The sequence below is a fragment of the Steroidobacter agaridevorans genome (assembly GCF_009932555.1).
GTDB classification, from domain to species: domain Bacteria; phylum Pseudomonadota; class Gammaproteobacteria; order Steroidobacterales; family Steroidobacteraceae; genus Steroidobacter; species Steroidobacter agaridevorans.
Window position 1 is genome coordinate 256,993 of record NZ_BLJO01000008.1, and the last position, 18,314, is coordinate 275,306.

Sequence of the window (18,314 nt, forward strand, 5' to 3'; positions counted from 1 at the left end):
TTGCCGAACCATGGTGGGGCGTGCGTTGTGCACAGCCCGTTTTGCGGCCTGTTTAGGCGTTCCTGCTTTGGATGGGTGGGAGCGCGTTGAGTGCCGGCTCGATGCCGGCGGGTTCGCGTCTTGTTGGAGTATTGAATGAGTAAGATCTACGTGGGCAATCTGCCCTTTTCCGCCGATGAAAACGCCGTGCGCGACCTGTTCGCGCAGCACGGCACCGTTGAGTCCGTCGCCCTGATCATGGATCGCGAAACCGGCCGTCCTCGCGGTTTCGGCTTCGTCGAGATGCCCCGTGCCGATGCGGCCCGCGCCATCCAGACCCTGAATGGCTTCAACATGGGCGGCCGTCCGCTCAAGGTGAACGAGGCGCAGGACAAGCCCCGCGGCGGTGGCGGTGGTGGCGGCGGTCCGCGTCGCTGGTGATTCGACGGCCCCGCGACGCATCCGCGTCGCGGGGCTGTTCCCTGTCTATGAGGAGCTGCGATGAAACTTACCGGCGCCACTGAAACGTGGCTCGAGGTGCCGTTCGTACGTCGCTCCGTGACGCCCACTGTCGCGCCCGAAGGCGGCGAGGGCCCCTGGCATCAATATGTGATCACCCAGGGTGACAACGAAATTACCGGCTTGCGGGCCGGCACGCTGACCGAAGTCACTCGGCACGTGGATGAGTTGACCGAACGGCTCAACGAGCGCCGGGTCGGCAAACAAAAGCATAAATAACCCGTACCTTGCCGCCATCGCGGGCGCGCGACTACAGTCGCGGCATGCATGCGATGGAAACGCTCAAATACCTGCTGATTCCGCTGCGCGGCGCATCGATCGTTCTGATCGTCCTGTTCAGTTTCCTGTTGTTGCTGGCGGGCCGGGGCGGATTGATGGGCCTGCCGCTGGCCCTGATCGTCGTCTCCTGGTTCTTCAAATACGGCTTCGCTCTGTTGGATAAGGTCGCCGACGGCGTGAACGAGCCGCCCGTGCTTTCTTATGAGATGGTCAATCCGGCCAACGAGTCGCGGCCACTCGGATTGGTGGCCGTTGTCGGCCTGTTCTATTTGCTCACCGGCCTGTTGCAGCCGACTCTTGGCGCCGAGGCCGTGACCTCGCTGCGTGCGATCGGGCTGTTGCTGGTGCCGGCGATCGTCATGACCCAGGTCATGGATGGCTTCTTCGAGTCGCTGAACCCGCTCAAGCTGCTGCAGATCGTTGTTCGCGTTCCGGGCAGCTATCTGTTGATTCTCGCGTTGCTCGCCGGTGCGTGGTGGCTGGCGGCCGCGTTGGTTACGTGGCTGCCGATGGCCGAGCTCCCGTTCGCCATCTCCATTCCGATGCCCGACATGGTGCGCGTCATGATTCTGATGTACGCGTGGCTGGCCTCGTTTGCGATGATCGGCGGTGTTTTGTATGTCCGCCGCGCCGAGCTGGGCTTCGAGCCGTCGCATACACCGGAGCGGGCGGCGGCGAAAGAAGAGCGCGAGCGTCAGCGCGAGATCGATCAACTCATCGATCGTATCTTCGCGGAGTGGCGCGGCGGCGCGTACGGCAATGCATGGCGTACCATCGAAAGGCACTTGAGCAGCAGCCCGCGCCCCAGCGAAGAGCTGCAGGTTTTGTTTCAACGCGCATCGCAGTGGCCCGACCAGCGACTGGCTCATCGGCTGGCGCAGGAGCTGATTCCCCATTTGTTGGCGGCCCGTCGGACCGGCGATGCGTTGAATGTCGCGAGAGCGCAATTGAAGGCAGATGTGAAGTTCAAGCCGCTGAAAGGCGAAGACACCATCAAACTGATCGAGCTCGCCCGCGATGCCGGCGACCGTCGCGTCGCTCGCCTGTTGCTGGCTGACTTCGATGAGCGATACGAAGATGACGTTGCGCGTCGCATCGCCGGCCAGTTGGCTCAGCAGCTGGAGCGATGAGCCTCGATGGCCAATTCAGCGCGCATCAACGTATATGTTCAGCCGCGGGCGAGTAAGACCGTCGTCGCAGGGATGCACGATGGGTGCGTGAAAATCAGATTGGCAGCACCGCCGGTGGATGGCGCGGCTAACACGGCGCTGGTCGAGTTCGTCGCGGAGCAGATGAGCGTCGCGAAGTCTCGCGTCCGCATTACTGCCGGGCTTACCAGTCGTCGTAAGACGGTCGAGGTGGATGGCGTCACCTCAGAGGAACTTGCCGGCGCCTTATCGCTTCCTTGATGATCATGGCCGCGGACAGAGGAGAATTCATGTCGCTAGAGTTCGAGGGAAGCTACATCGATGAGTCGGCGCTCATCATCATGCATTATCAGGCCGACGTTTTTGCCATCCTGTTCGGGGAGCAGCCGTCGCCACTGCTGGATAAGTGCAATGACCTGATCCGGCGCTGGCGCGTCACTGGCCGGCCGGTGTTGTTTCCTAATTTCTTTCTCGGCGGAAATTACCAACACGCTTCGCAGAACAATCGCCTGATCTCATCGATCGTGCCGAGCGGTTATTTCCGCAATTCGCGGCCTGTGAAGGGACTCGCGATCGAGCCGAACGATGTTTTCTATGAATGTCCGCGCGCCAGCGTGTTCTACGGAAACACGCTGGATGCCGACCTTCGCTCCCGCGGCATCACCACTCTCGTCATGGCCGGGATCAGCACGACTGGCGTCGTTCTTTCAAGCATCACCTGGGCGAGCGATGCGGACTATGACGTGCGCCTGGTCCGCGATTGCTGCTATGACCCGGATCAGGCCGCCCATGAAGCTCTGTTTCGTACCGGGTTCGGTGGGCGCGTGCAGGTGGTGTGAAACATTTATAAAACGGGCGAGTTGTAAATACGGGTTAGGCCGCACGCAAACTCCCGTAGTCCCGAGCATGACTTGCCGCCGGACCTGCAGGCGCGAACCATGTACTCTATCCGCCCGCCAAACTCGCCCGGAGACTCGCCATGACTAAATCGATTGTGGCCGCGATCGTTCTGCTCGCTGTCAGCGGCTCGGTGTTTGCTGCGGACAACGGCATCTACTTGGGCGGTTCGGTCGGCCAGGCCAATCTCAAGGTCGACAATCTCGGCGGATTGAGTGCCGCGGATTTCGACGGGGATGACACGGCGTTCAAAGTGATCGCAGGATTCCGGCCGCTCGACTGGTTCGCAGTCGAAGCGTCGTACGTCGACTTCGGCAATCCGGACGCCACCGTGCTCGGTGAGCGTTTCGAAGCGGAGGCCGATGGCATCTCCGCTTTCGCCGTCGGTTTCTTCGCCCTCGGCCCCGTGGATATTTTCGGCAAGCTCGGCGGCATCAACTGGGACTCGAACTTCAGCGGCGGGCTCGAGAGCGACGGCACCGACTTCGCCTACGGCGTCGGTGCGCAGTTCCGCTTCTTGAGTCTCAGCGTCCGTGCCGAGTACGAAGGGTTCGATCTGAGCGACGTCGACGATCTCAATATGATTTCGATCGGGCTGACGTACACCTTCCTGTAGGCATTCATGCCCCGAGCCGCACGCCGGCCCCGGCGCGCCTCTGTGCCCGTGATCCGTATGTGTTGGGTTGCAGCGATGGCGGCATTCTCGCGCGTGAGCCATCGTGGAGTGGGTTATGTGCGCATCAGAGTCGGCTACTACGGGCACAGCGCAGCGTGTAACTGTCGACAACTTCAAGCGTGCCGAAACGGACACATACTTCGACCGATTCGTCAAAGAGGGAGGCGGCGTTGGAATGTTCCAACACGCGCGCGAGCCCGCGTCGATAGATCACCAGGCCGTCATTCGGATGAATCGGGACACACTGTATTCAAATGCGGTGGTCGACCTGGATGCCGGGCCCGCGACGGTGACGTTACCGAACGCCGGCGAACGCTTCATGGCCATGCAGGTGATCGATGAGGATCACTACACGCCGGTTGTCGTCTACGACGCGGGGCGCCACACGTTCAGCAAGGAGCGGATCGGCACGCGCTACGTGGCGTTTGTCGTGCGCACTTTTGCCGATCCCAGCAGTGCCGCGGATCTCAAAACAGTACATTCATTGCAGGACGCTTTGAAAGTAGAACAGGCCGGGGCGGGTTCGTGGGGTAGTCCCAACTGGGATCCCGCGTCATTGAAGAAAATGCGGGAGTCGCTGCTGGCGGTGGCTGAGGCGAATGGGGGCCTCGATTCAGCCCGTATGTTTGGGCGCAAGGATCAAGTGGATGTCGTGCAGCACCTGCTGGGCACAGCCGCCGGCTGGGGCGGCAATCCTCGTTCCGATGCTTACTATGAAGGTGAATACGTCGAGCAGAACGATGGCGGCACCGTCTATCGCGTGGTGGTGAAGGACGTGCCGGTGGACGGGTTCTGGTCGGTCAGCGTGTACAACAAGGACGGATTTTTCGAGAAGAACGATCTCGGCGCCTATTCGCTCAACAACGTGACTTCGAAGCGCGGCGCCGATGGTTCGATCACCATCCAGTTCGGCGGCTGCAATACCGAGGCCACGAACTGCCTGCCCATCACGCCAGGCTGGAACTACCTCGCCCGCATGTATCGCCCGCGCAGGGAGATTCTGGACGGCACGTGGAAATTCCCGAAACCGCAGCGGGTGGCGCCCTAATGCCGCCCGGGTTCGAAGAGCTCGATCGGATTGCCGTCCGGATCGAGCAGCTGGATCTGCCGGCCACCCGGTCCTTCTTCCATCTCGTTGCGGAAGCGCGCGTTACTCTGCTTTAGTTTCGCAATGGCATCGGTCAGGTCGGTCACGCGCAGCACTATCCGGTTCCATCCGCCCGGTTCCTGGAGCTTCCCATCCGGCATCGGGCGCGAGCCGGACGCGCCGGGCCCGCTCAACAAAAGATGCAGGCTGCCGAGCGAAACATTGGCAAACGCTGGCAGCTGCTGCCGCTCCAGCTCGAAGCCCAGCAGCTCGACGTAGAATTTGACCGATCGGGCGACGTCGGCGACCTGGTATCGAACACCGTGAAATTCGCTTGCGGTCGGCATGGCGATCTCCAAGGGCGGTTGATAGCCGGGGACCTTGCCACAGTTCTCGCGGTTTTGACAAAGGGGACAGATCTATTCCATGCCTGGCAAGAAATAAATCTGTCCCACTTTTTGCTGTTACTCCCGCGCAGCAGGGGTCAATGATGTCGCGATGATTTGCCACGTGCCGCCCTTGCGCGACCACACGTGCAGGCTGTGGTGAGCGTCGGCGCCTTTGGTGGAGTGCGTCATGATGGCGGTATCCGGATTGATGAACGTCACCTTGTAGTCGGTGCCTTCATATTTCTGGCCCGCGGGCGACACCGGCATGTCGGCCATCATCTGTTGTTTGTTCTTGATGCCCTGGTCGTCGACCGAGACCACGCCGTCGGCGACAAATTTCGCTGCGGCGGTCTTGTCTCCCTTGCCGGTCGCTTCGCCCCACTGCTTGTCGAGCGAGATTAGATCCGCCTTGTCGTCAGCGACGGCATTCGCAGAAAACAGAGCCAGGATCGTTACGAGGCCAAGAGAAGTGCGTTTCATGTGAGGCTCCCCGTGTTCGCAGCGGCTGGGCATCGCCGACAGGGCGGTGGGCCGCCGGATAGTTCTGCGACTTCTATACGCCCGGCAGCCGGTTGCGCCAATTGGCGAATATCGCTATCACATGACGCGAGCGGTGCTGCGACCGTGCTGTTGCTGCGATTGCGCCTTGCACGCTTGCCAAGTGGAGGGGTAGTGCCATTAAGCTCTCGCCCGCGGCGAGTGCGTTGTAGTTCGAGCCGCTCTCCAAGCGTTCAAACCCAGAAATTGGCTCAACTGCGGGGCTATGACTCAATGAGTGCACTGTCGAAGTGGGTCGAATCCGTTGTTTTGCGCGCCGTCGGCCCGGAAAAATTCGGTCGACTCGAATACAGGCTCAAGCCGAGTCGGCGCGCGAGTTGGGGCGGCCCGATGAACGGGCAGGCCGGACGCCTGCGCATCTGCCGCGATATCATGAGCGCGCTCTCACCCACTGCGATCGTGGAGACCGGTACCTTTCGCGGCACCACCACCGAGTTCTTCGCGCAGTTCACAGTGCCGGTTTATTCGGTCGAAGCCGAGCCGCGCTTTCATTACTTCGCCGCCTGCCGGTTTGGCGAATCGAGCCGTGTGCATCTCACATTGGGCGACAGCCGCTCCTTCCTGAGTCGCCTCGCTGCGGATCCGACGGTGCCGAAGCACAATGTGTTCTTCTATCTCGACGCCCACTGGAACGCCGATCTGCCGCTGGCGCAGGAGATCACGACCATCTTCGCGAACTGGCAACAGGCCGTGATCATGGTCGACGATTTCGCGGTGCCGGGCGATTCCTATGCATATGACGATTACGGACCGGGCGCGGCGCTCAACGCCGAGTATCTGGATCGCCTGAACCGCACCGACATGCATCGCTTCTATCCATCGCTGCGCGCAGCCGAGGAGAGCGGCGCAAAGCGAGGGTGCATAGTGTTGTGTAACGACACGCACGTGCGGGAGCGCTTGGCGGGACTGTCGTCCCTGCGGCTTGGCGATACTCAATCGTGATCTGTCATGTCCGGCTGCACGCGCCGATACACGTGGACACGCAGTGGTGCCTGGTCGTCCATAACCATCTTTGAAAGAGGTGTGTGACGCTCTAAATCACCCGCCGCACGATCCACTCGCCCAACGTTCCCACCAACGACATCACCAGCGCCCCGCCCAGCGCCCACCTGAACCCATCGATTTTCAGGTGATCGGTCAGCTTGTCCACGATCACGAGCAGGATCGCATTGATGATCCACCGCGTGATGAACGCGAGCAGCCAGGCGATGCCCAGCGTGGCGACGGTGAAGATCGCGAATAGCAGCCAGCCCAGGAGGAAGTTGAGCACACCGAAGATCGCAGCGACCAGGAACGCGCTCTTGGCGTTCTTGATGTGGAAGCCGGGCAGGACGGCGGCGGTGACCCAGACGGCCAGGGAAAGAATCAGCCAGGAGAGGATCAGTCTCATATTCAGGCTCCATTCGATGGGCTGGGCGCACGGCGAACAAACAAATATTATCGCGGCTACAACGACAGCGGCACAGGGACGGTAAAGATGAAAGTTGTCAGCTTCTCCTTGGAAGAAGGCAATAAGTACTTCGGCCGAATTGACGGCAAGCGCTTTTACATCGGCAGCCGGGTGCCGTACCTGGGTGGCAAAGGGCTGGCCAACAGCAGCGGGACGGCTCTGCAAAAATATGATCGCAGGCAGTTCCGCGACCAATACGGCTTCTGGGCTGATTTCATTCACCCGACCGCTATGGCGGAAGGCGCGTTGTTTCACACGCTGAACACCTACGACCGCGCGTTCTTCACGTTCTCCTTCCTGCAGTTCGCTGCGCATGTTCCCAATGGCGACTTCGTGGTTTATATGCGGGCGTTGCTGAAGCTGCCGTCGGCTGCGGAATATTTCCCGGACCTGGCCATCGTCGGCGATCGAATCTGTCGCCTCCTCGATAGCGGCCCGGTGCAGCTCGAGTCGGATGTCTCGACGGCCGGGCTGTGCGATTACCTGAATCCGACCGTCATGGAGATCGAAGATACTGAAGTGATTCAGGCTGCGAAGTTCGTCCACTGGGCGCAGAACGACGCGCTGAATCGTCAGATGCAGATCGAGGTCGGCATCGCGCACTTCCGCAGGAATATGGCTCAGTACGCGCAGCGTTACAGCCTCGACGGCGCGCCGGCTGCGATCTGTCTCGTGATCGCCGATATTCGACACCAAGGCCGCGCCAAAAGCGCGGCCATCGTTTCGGCACTGGCCAATCCGAAGCCGTTGGATGCGTTGCTCGATCTGGGCTCCGCTCTCTATCCCGAGCGCGTGAAAGTGTTGCGACGAGAGATCAAGGCGTTGACGACGGAGGGAACGTTCGGCGGGCTCAAGTACAGCGTGGCCAAGAGCGAGTTCGTCAACTAATTCGCGGCGGTTGCGTCGCTGACGGGCAGCAGCTCCAGTCCGCCGCTCTCATTGTCGAGCAGAACGAGCGTCTTCACGTCGCCATTGTCGACGTGAAAGCGCGTCGGTCCCATCGCCAGCGTCGACGTGCCGGCAAAGTAAAAGAAAACGTCGTAGTCGCCGGCCTTGAGCGTGAACTGGCTGGAAGGGTTCTGATACGCCAGCGATGAAACGCTCGGCACGGTGTCGTCGTCCTCGAAGTCCACGGTCTCGCCGGGCAAACGCAGATACAAATCCAGCAGCTCGTCATCCTCCAGGCTGCCTGCGCCGTGCAGGAATCGAAAGCTTGCCTGCGTCGGAACGCTGCGGGCGTCGGCGGAAAGCACGACTGCGTCGACAACGGATGCTGGCCCCATCGCGTACGCGGTGTAACGCCCGCCTGCGGCCGCGTCGAACTCCTCGAAGAACACATACGGTGAGCCGACGCCTGCAGGGACGGCGATCAGGCCGTTCTCGCCTTGGTCGATCGGCAGATAGTCCGTCGACTGTCGAAAGCCGACGTTCTGCGCTAGCGGATCGGCGAGCCCCGAGCCGACGGTTACATCCAGCGCCGGTGTGTCGTGCGAGATGTGAACGAACTTGAGCCCCGCGCCGTCCCGATAGTCGCGGGCGTCGCCGCTGCCGACGATGAGCAGCTTGGTGGCCGTCGCTGTCGGTCCGTTGGTATCGGCGATTGCCATCATCACCCGATTCTGTTCGGAGAATGTCATCGACTCGGAGCGATACAAAACATCGCTGGTGCCGGCGGCTAGCAGCTCGACCACCACATCGGCGGTCAGCGTCGAGTCGTCATCCAGATCGTCGTCGTCGCGTACCAGGGACAGCTCCAACGGCGATGTGGTCTCGGTGATGGCCAAGGTATCGACGTAGTATCTCGACGTGATGCCAGCCTTCACCGCCGTCACATAGACATCCACTGCCGGCGTGTCCGGCGACGCATGCGTGAACTGCAGGACGAGTTTGTCGTCATCGACGTCCTCGCGCTGATCCAGCCCTTCGATCATGTAGGTGCGGATATCTTCCATGCGGCCATAGGCCACGACGGTGTACTCGGTCCCCGCGAGGAAGGTATAGGCGGACGCGCCGCTGACCGGTGTCTCGGTCTCGTCGTCGTCGTCATCGTCGTCGAGGTCTGCGGGCAAGATCGCGCTGAAGCTGAGCGTGTGCTCGCCAGGATGACCGGCGGAGAAGCTGGTGGCGCCGCCATAGCCGGCGCTCGACAGCGTCGTGTCGTCGATATCGATTTGCAGCGTGGGAGAGTTCTCGACCAGGTTCAGGCTGCGCAGATGAAATGTTGTCTCGGCTTCGTTGAGCGAGCCGTTGCTGCAGGCCGTGAGCAGGCCCAGCGAGGCGACACCGCCGGCAGCCCTGATCCATGTGCGCATGGCGTGCTCCTTAGAATGCATTGCCGATCGAGAACTGGAAGCCTTTGAGCTCATCGCCATACGTCAACTCCGTGCCCCTGCGGAACGTGAGGGGCACTGCATAACTGAAGCGGAACAGGCCGAGCGGTGCGAGCCATTCCACGCCGACGCCGACCGAGGTGCGGAAGTGGTTCCAGTCGAAGTCGTACTCGAGGGGGAAGCCGCCTTTATCGGTGAACTGGGTGTCGCCGAGATAGGCGACCTGGCCGAAGTCATAGAACAAACTGATGCGCGCGCTGTTCTTGAATTTCTCGGGCATGGGCAGGATGGCTTCGATCTGGCCGGTGATCGCGAAGTCGCCGCCGTAAGGATTGCCCAGCGAGTCGCGCGGGCCGAGATGCGATTCCTCGAAGCCGCGCACCGTGCCGGGGCCGCCGACGAAGAAGTTTCTTTGCGGCGGCAAGGCCGTCGTGTCGCCGAACGCCGCGCCATAGCTGATGCGCGAGCCGAAGCTCAGCGGCATCCAGCTCAGATAGGGGAGCTGGACAAACTGTTTGAAGTTGTAGCTCGCGAGGTAGTACTCGATGTCGCTGCCCGGCGGGGTCGCGCTCAGGGAGAGCTGATGAATCGCGCCGCGGGTCGGGAAGAGCAGTCGATCGCGGCTGTCGTAACCCCAGCCCAGATTGAGCTCGAACACTTGGTATTCGGTGCCGAGGATTTCGTAGGCGCCCGACTCCTTCTCGTACGGCGAGCCGTTGGCCTGCACCCAGTCCTGGAACTGCTGCGAGCTGTAGATCGTCGTCGCGAGCTCGACGGACTGCCAGCTGCTGCCCAAACGCAGCGACTGGTATTCGCTGAGCGGGAAGCTGAAGTCCATGCCCGTCAGCCAGGTCTCGGTAGAAAAGTCCGAGGAGTCCGAGGTGAGCTGCGTGACTTTGCGATAGGCGAGGTTCGTCGTGCGGCCGATGCCGTCGAGCGTCACGAACGGATTGGTGTGCGAGAGGTCGTAGGACTTGGTGTAGCTGCCGGAGTTCAGCTCGAGCGCGACGCGTTCGCCGGTGCCGAGAAAGTTGGAATGAACGATGTTGCCGTTGAGGATGAACGACTGCGATTCCGAGTAGCCGATGCCGCCGCCGAACTGGCCCGGCAATCCTTCCTCGATCTTGAAATCCACGTCGACGAGATCCGGCGTGCCGGGCACCGGCGTGGTCTCGACGTCGACTTTCTGAATGAAGGGCAGGCGTTGAATGCGTTGTTTGGAGCGCTCGACCGCGGCGTTCGACAGATAAGAGCCTTCGAGCTGGCGCATCTCGCGACGGAACACCACATCGTTCACGCTCGTGGCGCCGTTGAAGTTGATTCGCCGCACATATACGCGATGGCCAGGATCGACGACCAACGCAAGCGACAGTTGTTTGGTGTTCGGGTCGATCTGAGGAACGGCGTCCACCTTGGCAAAGGCGTAACCGTCGAGCCCGAGTCGCAAGGTCATGGCTTCGGTGGACTGCGTCACGCGCCGCAATGAATACAGATCGCCCGCCTGGATCATGACCAGCCGACGCAGCTCCGATTCGGGCACGACCATTTCGCCGCTGAGTCGCACCTGCGAGATTCGATAGACCTCGCCTTCGTGCACGTTGAGCGTAATGTAGATTTCGTCCTTCTCCGGGCCGATCGCTACTTGCGATGAGCTCACCGCGAAGTCGGCGTAGCCGCGATCCATGTAGTAGGAGCGCAGCTTCTCGATGTCGCCGGACAGCGCCTCCTTCGCGTACCGATCGTCCTGCTTGTACCAGGACAGCCAGTTCGGCGTGTTCAGCTCGAACGGCTTGAGCAGTTCCTCGTCGGTGAAGGCGTGATTGCCGGTGATGTTGATCTGCTGGATGCGGGCGCGCTTGCCTTCGGTGATATTGATTGCAACCTTGACCTTGTTGCCGGGGACTTCGTCGGCGCGCGCATCGACTTTCACCGCATATTTGCCGCGTGAGAAGTATTGCTCGGTGAGGTACTGGCGCACTTCGTCGAGCACCGACTGATCGAAGGTCTTGCCCGAGGACAGGCCGACATTGCGCAGGGAGCGTTCCAGGTCTTCGGTCTTGATGTCCTTGTTGCCTTTGACCTCGAAGCTCTCGATGGTGGGGCGTTCGAGCACCGCGACGATCAACACGCCGCCGTCGCGCCGCAGCTCCACGTCCTTGAAAAATCCCGTGCCGTAGAGCGCCCGAATGCCTTCGGCCAGTCGCCGGCTGTCGAGGGCGTCGCCGATGTTGATCGGCAGGTAGTTGAAGACCGTGCCTTCGCTGATTCGCTGCAAGCCCTCGATGCGAATCTCGCCGACGACGAATTGAGCGCTGGGCGCTGCGCTACTTATGTCTTGCGCGCGTAACGTTCCTGCGCCGAATGGGTTTACCAGTAAGGCGCAGGCGAACAGATAGGCAGCGAGCGATCGCGACATTCGCTGCTGGATGCGCGACCGCCACAAAGGGTCGCGGGATCAGCGGAGCGACGCTTGCCTATCGGTGTTGTTTCTAACTCTGAAGCGCCGATGAATGATTACAATTGGCTACTTGCGTTTTTCTTCTTCACGAGCGCCCGCAAGGATGCCGGGCAGCGCATAGTTGCCTTCGTGACAGGCGTACTCGTAGATCGGCTGATCGGTGTAGTGGAACGGAATTTCGCCACGCCACGGCGTGCTGAATGTGTCCGGATCCTCGACCGTGAATTCGTAATGGATGGTCTGCGCTTCGGTGCGCGTGAAGCGCTCGGTCACTTTGAGCTTCGGTGACACGGGAATAAGGCGATAGCTCGCGCCCTGGCCGATCTGAATCGGCTGCGCCGGATTGAAGTTGGTCGTCTCCACGACCAGCGTGTCGCCTTCCCAGCGGCCAATGGAGTCGCCCATCCATTTTCGGACGTGATCCGGCGGATGGGTGCCGCCGAGCCGAATGATGCGCGCATCGTGGACCATCTCGACGTGAATCAGCACGGCGTCGGCGGATTGCACGATCTGGTAGTTGCTGTTGTACATCACCGGCAGCATCGGCGGTCCCGAGTTGCTCCCGAAACCCAACAGGCAGCGTTCGCCGACTGCGCGTTGCTCCGGGCCGTCGAATGCGCCTTGGGCGGCACGCGCCGTGCGAGCAGCGAGTCGCTGCTGGCCGGGTTCCGATAGCGCCGGCACCTGGCCGTCCTCGGGATAAACGATCAACGAGCTGCGCCGTTCGCCTTTGACATTCGCGACCTTGTTGGCGGGATCGAACCAGAACACGTTGTAGCCGCCGACGCTGCCTTTGGGCAGCTCCTTGTTCAGGTCGCTCGGGCGGTCGGACTCGGCGGCGAAGTCCTGCATGCGCTTTTCCATCTGCAGCGCCTCGGGCTCGCTCAGCACCAGTTTGTTTCCCAGCGTCTTGGGGCGTTCGACCGGCGTGAGCGTGGCGTTGGTCCAGATGCCTTGCAGGTCGGGGTGGCCATGCATCGTGCGCGGCGCTTTGTAATTGTCCGCCAGGGCCGCGGCGGAGCCCAGTGTCATGCAAATTGCCGCACACAGGTGAATCGAATTCGCAGCGTTGCCCGGTTTCATCGCGTCCCGCCTTTCCTTGATGATCGAAACGATCGCCGTGAGCGGGGAGTATTACAGAAGCCGTGCGCGACACAGCCGGCGTTGACCGTTCTTCAGCTTCGACGGTCAGGTTCTGCTCAGCGGGCAGTCTTAGTGATTTTCGTCGATCTTCGCGAGCACGGCGAGCGCGGCCTCATATCGCGATCGGTCGGCGCGTAACAGCGGCAGCGCGTCCTTCACGGTCGCAAGCAGTTCGGGGGCGGCGGCGATCAGGCGGGCATTGGCTTCGGCGCTGCCATCGTCGGGACCCGCGGCGTTGTGGCACAGGGCGATATGCCAGACGACGCCGTCGATGACCGCGTCGATACACGGCTCGCTGGGATAACGTGGATCGAGACTGACGATCCAGGGTCCCTGAGTGTGCTGTGCCATCCTGCTACCTTCTACCGGCCGCTTCCGCTGAATACGACCTTCCGTTGAAAGAAGTTCAGCCCTGGAAAACAAAAAAATAACCACAGCAGCCTCGACGCGATTGTCCATCGCCGGCTTCCGTTGTCAACACAATGCGGGTCGCGATTCTCCGCAACGACTGTCATCCGCTTCAGGGAAAGCCTGATGCCGTATGCACGGGTCCAGCGCTTGAGCGGCTCCGGCCACGCGTCGTTAGATAGAGCCATTCGAGTGGGAGTGGTGAGAGATGGACCGCTTTTCGGCCGCCGCGCAAGTGGCGGCCTTTTTTCTTGTCGCACTCATGGCCAGTCCGCTCGCCCGGGCGTGTGAAGACTGCGAACGGACGTCGCACGAACAACCCACCGGCCGCGTCGATGTGACAGCGGCGGTCGACGCCGCCACTTCGTTTGTCATCAAGGCTCTGCGCAGCCTCTATCCCTCCTACAAAGTTTCCATCGTCGAAGGCGACGCGGTCGATACGACTCCGACCGTGGCTGAATATGCTGCCACTTACGATGCGCGCGACGGGCAAAGCAGTGTCGAGCTGCCGGGCTTCCGCCATCGCTACGCCTGGCAGCTGACTTATCGGGATGAAGCAGACCGGGTCCAAGGCGCCGATGTCACGCTCGACGATTCCTACGTGCTCGGCCTGAGATTCGAGCTGGACTACGGCTGGAAGCGTTAGCCCGGTTTGCGGCCGCTGATGACGGGGATGTGCCAGACCGCGTACTGACGCGGATCCAGAATCGCGCCCACCGCTTGATCGAATAACGCACGCACCTCGTCGAGCGTCAGCTTGCTGTGTTCAGCGAGGACTTCGGTGTATCCGTCGCGCCACGCCTGGATGATGGTAGCGAATGTCTCACGGGGCACGCGCAACGTATCGACGACCACATAGTCGACGTGCAATTCCCGCAATCCCAGGTCGTTCATGATCGCCCAAGTGCGGCGGCCGATGCGCGCGTCGGTGTGAGTCCGGCGCGTGTATTCGACGACGCCTTCATGCCACAGCCGATCGGGATCGACCGCGCCGGCCGGCATATGGAGCATGCCGTAGTCCTCGCTGAGTACGTGCACCCAGCCGCCCGGTCTGCAAATGCGATTCAATTCGGCGATGACTTTGTCCGGCTCGGGCACCGCTTGAGTCATGTGCCGGCACACGACCAGATCGAACTGCCCGCTGTCGAACTTCAACTCGAACGCATCGCCCTGTTCGAAGCGCACCCGGGGCGCGAGCGCTGCGTGCACCCGGCGTGCGTAAGCTGCCGAGCTCTCCAGAATGTCCACGCCGACGATCTGAGCCTGCGGATATCGGGCCGCCAGACGGCTGGTGATCTCGCCGCTGCCGCAGCCAATGTCAGCAATGTGTGACGGTTGGCCGTAGCGTGCCAGTAAGGATTGTTCTTGCGGCCAGATGGCTTCGGCCTGAGCGCGCAGGTTGCGGACCATCGATTCGTCGGCCATCTGCTCGGCTTGCGGATTACGATGCTTGCTCATGCCAGCCATCTTGGGGCAACCGGCGCGGCTCGCAAAGACTCAGCTCGCCGGCGCGGCCACCGTTACACATCCGTCGGTGCGCTAATAGTCGAACGCCTGATTATCCGGACCGGCTCGAAAAGCGAATCTTCAGGGACCGAGGAGCGTGCGCCGGCCAGCTGAATTCCTGGTGAATTCGGGCCTGCAGCGTGCAGTTTTGTAAGCCTGACGGCCTGAATGGCGACCACGTCACATTCGCGGTCGCGTGTCCGCGCCAAACTACTGGCGCTTAAGGTTTCATCGTACAGCGCCTCGGAGTGTCAATAGTTAAGATTCGGCCGGCGCAATCCGGCTTCGTCTTTCGCCATTTGCCTAGCGCCAATCGAGGGAACCCCGACGTGTATCGCAGCTCACTCGCCGCCATTGCAATGACCGCCGCCTTGCTGAGCCCGATGGCTCATGCCGAGGGCGAGAAGAGTCTGCGCGTGCACTGGAACAAGTCGTCGGAGACCGATCTGGCGACGGTGGTGATCGGCGATTACCAGGAGTCGCCGGAGTCGAACTACCTGATCGGCGCGACCTACGGCTACCAGTACAGCGACACGCTGTTTACGTTGCCGCTGGAGATGACTGCGAACGTCGGCGTGCAGTGGTTCGACGAGCAGGGCTATCAGGAGAATGGCTACGGACTCACGGCGTTCATCAAGGCGCACTATCGTTGGGAGCTGCCGTGGACCGACAAGCAAGTCCGCCTCGGGCTGGGCGAGGGACTCAGCTATGTGTCGCGCATTCCGATGAGCGAGGTCCGGGACTTCGCCAAGAAGGATGGCGCCGAGTCGGAAAAGTTGATGAATTATCTGGAGTGGACCATCGACCTGCCGCTGCGCCAGTTCGAGCCGCTGCATGGCTTGTTCGACGGCGGGGCCATCGAAGAGGCATCGGTGGGGTTCCTGGTGTGGCACCGCTCCAGCGTGTTCGGGCTGTTCAGTGAGACCGGCGGCGGCGTGAACTTCATGGGCTTCAGCTTCGAGGCCCAGTTCTAAAGCGCTCAACGCCGATAGAATCAACGATAACGTGGCATGGAGTTGGCAATGAAGCTGGAAGTGATGTCGATCAGTTTCCTGCGCAGTGGGGCGCTGTCGGTCGAAGTCGGCGCGCAGTCGCAGAAGGACACGCCCGCCGAGCCGTCGCTCGACGTGGTGAAGATGTGGGTGTACCTGCCGTCCTATAACAAGTCCGACCGCATGGAGGACATCCTCGAGGCGGCGCTCAACATCGCACGCCAGTCGCTGCGCTGAGCGGCGCCCGACGCTGACGTTTCTTATAAGTCTCCTCGTCGTTTCTGAGGAGCATCCGCCGGGGTCGCACGTATAAGATTCCCCCAACCGCGCCGTCAGCAAGGCGCGGACTCAATTGGGGGATTCGATGCGGCCATTCCGTTGCGCGGTACAGCTTGTCTTGCAGGGCGCGATTCTCGCGGTCCTTGCTCATTCGACTTTGGCCGGCGCCGCCGACGTCGATACCGCCCGCCTGCTCGCCGCTCCTGGCAACAACGCTGACTGGCTCACGCATGGCCGCACTTACGACGAACAGCGCTTCAGTCCGCTGGCGAAAATTCATCAGGGCAACGTCAACGAGCTGAAGCTCGCCTGGTTCTACGAGTTCGACACGACGCGCGGCCAGGAAGCGACGCCGCTGGTGATCGACGGCGTCATGTATGTCACATCGTCGTGGAGCAAAGTATTTGCGCTCGATGCGCGCACCGGTCGCGAGCTGTGGCGCTTCGATCCCAAAGTCGACGGCGCCAAGGCCATCGATGCCTGCTGCGATGTCGTCAACCGCGGTGTCGCTGCCTGGGGCAATCGTCTGTTCGTCGGCACGCTCGACGGACGTTTGATCGCGCTCGATCGCGCCACCGGCAAACTCGCCTGGTCCGTGCAGACGACCGATCCGGCCAAGCGTTACACCATCACCGGCGCGCCCCGCGTGATCGCGGGCAAAGTCATCATCGGCAATGGCGGCGGCGAGATGGGCGTGCGTGGCTACGTCTCAGCCTACGATGCGAACGACGGCAAGATGGCATGGCGTTTCTATACCGTGCCCGGCAATCCCAAAGACGGATTCGAGAGCCCCGCGCTCGAGCGCGCTGCGAAGACCTGGCACGGCGAATGGTGGAAGTACGGTGGCGGCGGCACCGTGTGGGATTCGATGGCGTACGATCCGCAGCTCGATCTTCTTTATATCGGTGTCGGCAACGGCAGCCCCTGGAATCATCAGATCCGCTCCAAGGGCGAAGGCGACAATCTTTATCTGTCGTCGATCGTGGCGCTGCGCCCGTCGAGCGGCGAGTACGTGTGGCATTTCCAGACGACGCCGGCGGAGTCGTGGGATTTCACCGCGACTCAGCACATCATCCTTGCCGACCTCACGATCGATGGCAAAGCCCGCAAGGTGCTGATGCAGGCGCCCAAGAACGGGTTCTTTTACGTGATCGACCGCGCCACGGGTGAGTTCATCCACGCCAAGAACTACGTGCACGTGACGTGGACGACCGGCCTCGATCCGAAGACCGGCCGGCCCGGCATGGTGCCCGAGGCGCGTTATCTGCGAGAGCCGGCGATGGTGTCGCCCGGGCCGCTCGGTGCGCACAACTGGTATCCGATGTCGTTCAGTCCGCAGACGCAGCTGGCGTATATCCCGGCCTTGGAAGCGTCGAGCTATTACAAACACGACGACGGTTTTCAGTTCCGCGATCGCACTTGGAATACGGGCATTCAGATCTCGCGCGATCCCGCGAATGCGAAGACGGTTGCCGATGCGGCTAAAGGCAAGGGCGGAGCGATGCTGCTCGCGTGGGACCCCGTGGCTCAGCGTGAAGTATGGCGTGTGAATTATCAGCGCGCCGGCAACGGTGGCTTGCTCACGACCGGTGGCAAGCTGGTGTTTCAGGGTTCGGTCGACGGCATGTTCAACGCGTACGCTGCGGATACGGGCGCGCGTTTGTGGTCGCAGGATGTGCAGAACGCGATCCTCGGCGGACCGGTGACGTTCGAATTGGATGGCGAACAATATGTGACTGCGCTGGCGGGCATCGGCGGTGTGGCGGTGGCTGGCGTGCTCGGCGCGTCGCAGCCCCGCAGTAAGTATGGACGTGTCGTGACGTTCAAGATTGGTGGCAAGGCGGAGCTGCCGGCGCTGATCTCCAACACCACGCGCAAGCCACCGGATGTGCGTCGAGCGAACGCAGAGGGCAATATCGCGTCGGGGCAGCGCACGTACGATAACGTGTGCTCCGTCTGCCATGGGATGAATGCCAGAAGCGAGACGGCGATTCCGGACCTGCGTTACTCCAATGCCATCGTCTCTCGCGACGCGTTCAAGTCGATCGTGATCGATGGCGAGCGTGCGAGTAAGGGCATGGTGGGCTTCGGCTCGACGCTGACGCCGGCGCAAGCGGAGGAGATCCGGGCTTACCTGGTGTCGCTGGCGGTCGCGCTTTGAGCCGGTGTAACTTTCCGCCGCATTCCGTGTAAACGCCGTAAGTGCCTTGGCGGCA

General features: G+C 61.6%; 21 protein-coding genes. 13 read left to right on the plus strand and 8 right to left on the minus strand.

The genetic code is table 11. The features are described 5' to 3' along the window. The first annotated feature begins 135 nt into the window (after positions 1-135). From GYH35_RS26885 to GYH35_RS26915, 7 genes are all read left to right on the plus strand, one after another. Complete coding sequence (locus GYH35_RS26885) at positions 136-420, plus strand: RNA recognition motif domain-containing protein (protein WP_161813300.1); 285 nt, start codon at positions 136-138, stop codon at positions 418-420. A 60-nt stretch (positions 421-480) separates the two neighbouring features. Beyond that, the gene (locus GYH35_RS26890) at positions 481-717 is read left to right on the plus strand and encodes a hypothetical protein (RefSeq protein WP_161813301.1); all 237 of its coding nucleotides are present in this window, start codon (positions 481-483) and stop codon (positions 715-717) included. A 53-nt stretch (positions 718-770) separates the two neighbouring features. Then, entirely contained in the window at positions 771-1,907 is a 1,137-nt protein-coding gene (locus GYH35_RS26895) for a hypothetical protein (RefSeq protein WP_161830021.1), read from the plus strand. Positions 1,908-1,913: 6 nt separating this feature from the next. Then, positions 1,914-2,186, plus strand: a complete 273-nt coding sequence (locus tag GYH35_RS26900) for a DUF167 domain-containing protein (protein ID WP_161813303.1) — start codon at positions 1,914-1,916, stop codon at positions 2,184-2,186. 29 nt (positions 2,187-2,215) lie between these two features. Next, on the plus strand, positions 2,216-2,764 hold the full coding sequence (locus GYH35_RS26905) for a cysteine hydrolase family protein (RefSeq protein WP_235936866.1): 549 nt from the start codon (positions 2,216-2,218) through the stop codon (positions 2,762-2,764). A 140-nt stretch (positions 2,765-2,904) separates the two neighbouring features. Further along, on the plus strand, positions 2,905-3,438 hold the full coding sequence (locus GYH35_RS26910) for an outer membrane beta-barrel protein (protein ID WP_161813304.1): 534 nt from the start codon (positions 2,905-2,907) through the stop codon (positions 3,436-3,438). Positions 3,439-3,553: 115 nt separating this feature from the next. Next, a complete protein-coding gene (locus GYH35_RS26915) occupies positions 3,554-4,546 on the plus strand; it encodes a DUF1254 domain-containing protein (protein ID WP_161830022.1) in 993 nt (330 codons plus the stop codon). Here the strand turns inward: GYH35_RS26915 and GYH35_RS26920 are convergent. Both GYH35_RS26920 and GYH35_RS26925 read right to left on the minus strand, forming a co-directional pair. Then, complete coding sequence (locus tag GYH35_RS26920; RefSeq protein WP_161830023.1) at positions 4,543-4,932, minus strand: VOC family protein; 390 nt, start codon at positions 4,930-4,932, stop codon at positions 4,543-4,545. The genes GYH35_RS26915 and GYH35_RS26920 overlap by 4 nt on opposite strands. Before the next feature lie 117 nt (positions 4,933-5,049). Then, entirely contained in the window at positions 5,050-5,454 is a 405-nt protein-coding gene (locus GYH35_RS26925) for a nuclear transport factor 2 family protein (RefSeq protein ID WP_161813307.1), read from the minus strand. 291 nt (positions 5,455-5,745) lie between these two features. Between GYH35_RS26925 and GYH35_RS26930 the strand changes: the two genes are divergently transcribed. Continuing rightward, a complete protein-coding gene (locus tag GYH35_RS26930; protein ID WP_161813308.1) occupies positions 5,746-6,474 on the plus strand; it encodes a class I SAM-dependent methyltransferase in 729 nt (242 codons plus the stop codon). Positions 6,475-6,565: 91 nt separating this feature from the next. Here GYH35_RS26930 and GYH35_RS26935 read toward each other — a convergent pair whose 3' ends face one another. Further along, on the minus strand, positions 6,566-6,922 hold the full coding sequence (locus GYH35_RS26935) for a phage holin family protein (RefSeq protein ID WP_161813309.1): 357 nt from the start codon (positions 6,920-6,922) through the stop codon (positions 6,566-6,568). An 87-nt stretch (positions 6,923-7,009) separates the two neighbouring features. On the opposite strand from GYH35_RS26935, the gene GYH35_RS26940 reads away from it, so the two are divergent. Next, entirely contained in the window at positions 7,010-7,870 is an 861-nt protein-coding gene (locus GYH35_RS26940) for a hypothetical protein (protein ID WP_161830024.1), read from the plus strand. Here the strand turns inward: GYH35_RS26940 and GYH35_RS26945 are convergent. From GYH35_RS26945 to GYH35_RS26960, 4 genes are all read right to left on the minus strand, one after another. Further along, positions 7,867-9,294, minus strand: coding sequence for a DUF4397 domain-containing protein (locus GYH35_RS26945; protein WP_161830025.1), 1,428 nt, complete (start codon positions 9,292-9,294; stop codon positions 7,867-7,869). The two genes, GYH35_RS26940 and GYH35_RS26945, sit on opposite strands and share 4 nt — an antisense overlap. A 10-nt stretch (positions 9,295-9,304) precedes the next feature. Further along, positions 9,305-11,728, minus strand: a complete 2,424-nt coding sequence (gene bamA, locus GYH35_RS26950) for an outer membrane protein assembly factor BamA (RefSeq protein ID WP_161830026.1) — start codon at positions 11,726-11,728, stop codon at positions 9,305-9,307. Positions 11,729-11,836: 108 nt separating this feature from the next. Beyond that, positions 11,837-12,802, minus strand: a complete 966-nt coding sequence (locus tag GYH35_RS26955) for a hypothetical protein (protein WP_161830027.1) — start codon at positions 12,800-12,802, stop codon at positions 11,837-11,839. Positions 12,803-12,982: 180 nt separating this feature from the next. Then, on the minus strand, positions 12,983-13,372 hold the full coding sequence (locus GYH35_RS26960) for a hypothetical protein (protein ID WP_161813314.1): 390 nt from the start codon (positions 13,370-13,372) through the stop codon (positions 12,983-12,985). A gap of 157 nt (positions 13,373-13,529) precedes the next feature. Here GYH35_RS26960 and GYH35_RS26965 point away from each other — a divergent pair, with 157 nt between their 5' ends. Further along, the gene (locus tag GYH35_RS26965; protein ID WP_161813315.1) at positions 13,530-13,967 is read left to right on the plus strand and encodes a hypothetical protein; all 438 of its coding nucleotides are present in this window, start codon (positions 13,530-13,532) and stop codon (positions 13,965-13,967) included. Here the strand turns inward: GYH35_RS26965 and GYH35_RS26970 are convergent. Beyond that, the gene (locus tag GYH35_RS26970; protein ID WP_161813316.1) at positions 13,964-14,779 is read right to left on the minus strand and encodes a class I SAM-dependent methyltransferase; all 816 of its coding nucleotides are present in this window, start codon (positions 14,777-14,779) and stop codon (positions 13,964-13,966) included. The two genes, GYH35_RS26965 and GYH35_RS26970, sit on opposite strands and share 4 nt — an antisense overlap. A 377-nt stretch (positions 14,780-15,156) precedes the next feature. Between GYH35_RS26970 and GYH35_RS26975 the strand changes: the two genes are divergently transcribed. The 3 genes from GYH35_RS26975 (at position 15,157) to GYH35_RS26985 (ending at position 18,259) form a co-directional block, all read left to right on the plus strand. Beyond that, a complete protein-coding gene (locus GYH35_RS26975; RefSeq protein WP_161830028.1) occupies positions 15,157-15,801 on the plus strand; it encodes a hypothetical protein in 645 nt (214 codons plus the stop codon). Positions 15,802-15,849: 48 nt separating this feature from the next. Then, entirely contained in the window at positions 15,850-16,056 is a 207-nt protein-coding gene (locus GYH35_RS26980) for a hypothetical protein (protein WP_161813318.1), read from the plus strand. 127 nt (positions 16,057-16,183) lie between these two features. After that, the gene (locus GYH35_RS26985) at positions 16,184-18,259 is read left to right on the plus strand and encodes a PQQ-dependent dehydrogenase, methanol/ethanol family (protein ID WP_161813319.1); all 2,076 of its coding nucleotides are present in this window, start codon (positions 16,184-16,186) and stop codon (positions 18,257-18,259) included. Positions 18,260-18,314: the final 55 nt, after the last annotated feature.